Below are 4,821 nucleotides of genomic sequence, written 5' to 3' on the forward strand. Positions count from 1 at the left end.
ACAAATGGGAGTTAATAGAGATTTGTATGGAGCTCATAAAAATGGCCATAAATTTCCAGTTGAGGTAGGTTTAAATCCGTTCCAAATTAACGGAAAAAAATATGTAATGGCAATTGTTATAGACATAACAGCTCGCAAAAATTCTGAAGCAAAAATACGCGAATTAAACGCATTATTAGAAGGTAAAATTACTGAAAGAACCTTTGAACTTAATAATACAGTTGCAAATTTAAAAAGCGAAATTGAAAAACGTGTTAAAGCTGAATCTAAATTAAGAAAAGCTTTAAAAAAAGAAAAAGAACTTAATGAGTTGAAAACTAAATTTCTGTCACTGGTTTCTCACGAATTTAAAACGCCGTTAAGTGGTATGCTAAATGCTGCAATTTTAGTTGGAAAATATAAGAAAACTGAAATGCAAGATAAAAGGGAAAAGCACTTGCTCACCATTAAAAATAAAGTACATTATTTAGATGGAATTTTAAATGATTTTTTATCTGTAGAAAGATTGGAGTCTGGAAAAGTTAATTATAAGTTCAGTAATTTTAAACTTAATAAAGTTGTAAATGAAGTTATTTATAACGCCAATTTAATGCTTAAAACCGGACAACATATTATTTATCCAAGAGATATTGATAATATAGATGTATATCAAGATGAAAAAATATTAGAATTAATATTATCTAATGTTTTAAATAATGCAATTAAATATTCTCCAGAAAATACTAAGATAGATTTTAAAATAACTATTAAAAATGAGGTTATTATTTTTGAAATAAAAGATCAAGGAATTGGAATTCCACTAAAAGATCAAAAGCATATATTTAACAGGTATTTTAGAGCTGAAAACGCACTTACAAACCAAGGTACAGGAATTGGATTAAATATAGTTAAAACCCATTTAGAAAGTTTAGGAGGAAATATTAAATTTAAAAGTATAGCAGATGAAGGCTCCACTTTTTTAGTTGAATTACCATTAATTAATAAAAAATGAAGACATTATTACTAATTGAAGACGATACAGTTTTAAGAGAAACTACTGCAGAAATTTTAGAGTTAGAAGATTATAAAGTTGTGGTAGCAGCAAATGGAAAAAGAGGGATTGAACAAGCTAGAATTATGCTTCCAGACTTAATTATTTGCGATATTATGATGCCTGAATTAGATGGCTACGATGTTTTTAAACTGCTTTCGGAAGACGAAACAACAAAAAAAATTCCATTTATTTTTATGTCTGCTAAAACAGAAATAAAAGATATTAGAAAAGGAATGGATTTAGGAGCTGATGATTATTTAACCAAACCGGTAGAAGAAGAACTGTTGCTAAGCGCCATTGAAAGTAGATTGGCAAAATCGGCACTTTTAAATGAATCTTTAATAGCTGAAGAAAAAGAAAATTCTGAATCTAGTGATGACGCGTTTGAAGATATTGCAAACATAGATGATCTTAAAAATTATTTTTGCGATTTTGGAACAACCAAACTTTTTAAAAAGGGGGAAATAATTTATAAAGAATCTGAAAAAACGAACAATATTTATCTGGTTTATAAAGGGAAAATTAAAGGTGTTAAAATTGATGAGTTTGGTAAAGAATTAATTATTACTGTTAATAAAGATGACGACTTTTTTGGATTTTCGGCAATTTTTGAAAATTCATATAATTATGAGTCTGCAATTGCAATGGAAAAGGTAGAAATAATGTGTGTTCCTAAAAAAACAGTGCAAAACATTTTAAAAAGCAACTACAATTTATCTTTAGAGGTATTTCAATTAATTAATGAAAATTTAACGGAAGTTAAAGACCAATTACTGCAAATGGCTTACGGATCTATGCGAAGAAAAACTGCAAAAACAATTTTGAAATTTGCACAAAAAATGAAACATAAACCAACTGATAATATAAATATTTCTCGTCGAGACCTTGCAAGTGTTGCAGGTATTGCAACCGAAAGCTTAATAAGAACCTTAACAGATTTAAAGAAAGAAGGAGTTATTGAAATAGAAGGAAGAAATATTAGAATTATTAATTTAGAACAGTTAGCGGCTATTTATTAAGCATTATTCAATAGTTAAACAGAAACACATACGTTACTCAAAATTTTACTGATTAATGTCATTTATTATAAGTATGGCTTTTTTTAAGTTTGTATTAATAATAAATGGAATGAAGAACATATTAATTTTAACTGATTTTTCTAAGAAATCTTGGAATTCAATTATTTATGCGTTAGGTTTATTTCAGAACGAGCAATGTAATTTTCATTTGCTTAATGCTGAAAATAGAAATGATAACGAAATAGATTATGATTCCTATAATCAAGTTGAGTTAATACAAGTAAAGTCGAAAAGAGATTCAAAAAGAAAAATAGACGCATTAATTGATAAGATTAATACTTTAAAAATAAAAGGAAATCATACGTTTATTCCAATCTTAGACGAAAACAATATTGTTGAAGCTACAAGAAATCAAATAAAAACTAAAAAGATTGATTTAATTGTAATAGGTGCAAATGATATACCTTCAAAAGGACAAATAAACAGAAATTCAATTTCAGAAGAAATTATTACCAAAGTAAAATGTTCTGTTTTAGTGGTGCCTGAAATTGCTGTGTTTAGTAGATTAAAAGAAATTGCATTTCCAACAGATTATACCAATTATTACGAAGCGAAACTATTGCATTATTTAACTAGTAAATCTGGTTATAACAGTGCCGCAGTTCGTTTTTTATACCTTAATAAATTGAGCGAAATACTCAACAAAGAACAACTTTGGAATAAAGAAACCTTACAAGATTACTTTGCAGATAAACAACATAGTTTTCACTCGGAAACAAACAAAAATTTTGAAGAATCTTTAGAGCAATTTATAAATAAAAAACAGATAGATTTAATTGTATTGGCTGCAAAAAATTTAAATTTATTAGAACAAATTTTGTTTAGACCACAAACGGCAACGCTTAACTATTATTCCAAAACACCTTTTTTGGCATTACACCAATCTAATTTTTAGAAATTAAAAACATAGAAAGTACGTTTTTTTAATTTAAAAGGCTATTTACCAACCCTAATAATCTAAATTATATTGTTAAATTTGGGATTGATACAATAAATACCAATTTTTAATTTTAACAAAACTTCTATAATGAAAAAACTAACTTTTCTTTTTAGTTTTTTATTTCTAATATTTGAAATAAATGCTCAAATTTCTTTAGTAAAAAATGTACCTTTTAGCAATATTGGACCTGCAATTATGAGTGGTCGTGTGGTAGATTTAGCTGTAAATCCACAAAGCTCAACAGAGTTTTATGTGGCTTATGCTTCAGGAGGTCTTTGGTATACAAATAATAATGGAACATCTTTTACAGCAGTTTCAGAAAATGCTCCTACTCAAAACATGGGCGCAATTGCCGTAGATTGGAAAAATGGAACAATTTGGGCGGGTACTGGAGAAAGCAATTCTTCGCGTTCGTCTTATGCTGGAATAGGAGTTCTTAAAAGTATGGATAATGGTAAAACATGGAATAATGTTGGGTTGTCAGATTCACAACATATTGGTCGTATAATTATTAATAAAAACAATCCAAATGAAGTAGTAGTTGCAGCCATTGGAAGTTTATATACTCCAAACAAACAACGTGGTGTTTATAAAACTACAGACGGTGGTAAAACGTGGAAAAACACCTTATTTATAAATGAAAATACAGGAGTTATAGATCTTAGTGTTTCACCAAAAAATCCTTCCATTTTATTTGCAGCTTCCTGGGAAAGGAACAGAAAAGCTTGGAATTTTGATGGAGATGGCGAAGGTTCTGCAATTTATAAAAGTACAGATGCAGGTGAAACGTGGTTCAATATTACTACTAAAAAAAGTGGTTTTCCAACAGGAAGTGGTGTTGGACGAATTGGTTTAGCAGCTTTTAATAACGATGTTATTTATGCGCTTTTAGACAATCAATTTATGAGACCTGAAAAAGAGAAAAAGGAAGACGAAGGTTTACAAAAAGACGATTTTAAAAAAATATCTGTAGAAGCGTTTTTAAAATTAGATGATAAAGAATTAAATACCTATTTAAAAACTAACAATTTTGATAAAAAATATACAGCTAAAAGTGTAAAAACAGCGATTAAAAAAGGCGTAGTTTTACCAAGTGATTTGGCAACGTATTTAGAAGATGCTAATTATATATTACTAAATTCTGAAGTAATTGGAGCCGAGGTTTATAAGTCTGTTGATGGCGGAAAATCATGGAAAAAAACACATAAGGATTATCTAGATGGAGTTTACAGTTCTTACGGTTATTATTTTGGAACAGTGGCAGTGAATATAAACAATCAAAATAAAATTTATATTGGTGGCGTTCCTTTATTAAAATCGGATGATGGTGGTAAAAACTGGACTTCCATTGGAAAAGAAAATGTACATTCCGATCATCAAGCACTTTGGGTAAATCCAACTTTAAAAGGTCATTTAATTAACGGAAACGATGGTGGTGTAAATATTACGTATGACGATGGCGAAAACTGGATTAAAAACAATTCACCAGCAGTTGGGCAGTTTTATTATATAAATGTTGACAATCAAAAACCTTACAATGTTTTTGGAGGTTTACAAGACAATGGAACTTGGTATGGTCCAAGTAATTATAAAGCGTCAAAACGTTGGGAAAGTAGTGGGAACTATCCGTACAAAAGTATTGGTGGTGGAGACGGAATGCAAGTTCAAATTGATAGTAGAGACAATAATGTAGTATATGCAGGCTCTCAATTTGGGTATTACTACCGTAGAAATTTAAAAACAGAAGATTATTTGAGTATTCATCCAAC

4 protein-coding genes are annotated in these 4,821 nt (G+C 29.0%); all 4 read left to right on the forward strand.

Annotation, left to right across the window (positions count from 1 at the left end):
- On the forward strand, nt 1-991 hold a 991-nt coding region (locus AB1Z17_RS00005), incomplete at its 5' end, for an ATP-binding protein (RefSeq protein ID WP_368049740.1).
- Nucleotides 988-2,052, forward strand: coding sequence for a response regulator (locus AB1Z17_RS00010; RefSeq protein WP_368049741.1), 1,065 nt, complete (start codon nt 988-990; stop codon nt 2,050-2,052). The genes AB1Z17_RS00005 and AB1Z17_RS00010, both read left to right, overlap by 4 nt.
- Before the next feature lie 109 nt (nt 2,053-2,161).
- Nucleotides 2,162-3,007 carry a universal stress protein gene (locus AB1Z17_RS00015; protein ID WP_368049742.1) on the forward strand — a complete coding sequence of 282 codons (846 nt, stop codon included), beginning with the start codon at nt 2,162-2,164 and terminating at the stop codon, nt 3,005-3,007.
- A 132-nt stretch (nt 3,008-3,139) separates the two neighbouring features.
- On the forward strand, nt 3,140-4,821 hold a 1,682-nt coding region (locus AB1Z17_RS00020), incomplete at its 3' end, for a WD40/YVTN/BNR-like repeat-containing protein (RefSeq protein ID WP_368049743.1).

The sequence above is a fragment of the Lutibacter sp. genome, assembly GCF_040883305.1.
Taxonomy (GTDB): domain Bacteria; phylum Bacteroidota; class Bacteroidia; order Flavobacteriales; family Flavobacteriaceae; genus Lutibacter.

Bases quoted from the DNA above. Each gene is read 5' to 3' on its own strand.
- AB1Z17_RS00015 (WP_368049742.1), top strand. From the start codon at position 2,162: ATGAAGAACATATTAATTTTAACTGATTTTTCTAAGAAATCTTGGAAT.
- AB1Z17_RS00010 (WP_368049741.1), top strand. From the start codon at position 988: ATGAAGACATTATTACTAATTGAAGACGATACAGTTTTAAGAGAAACT.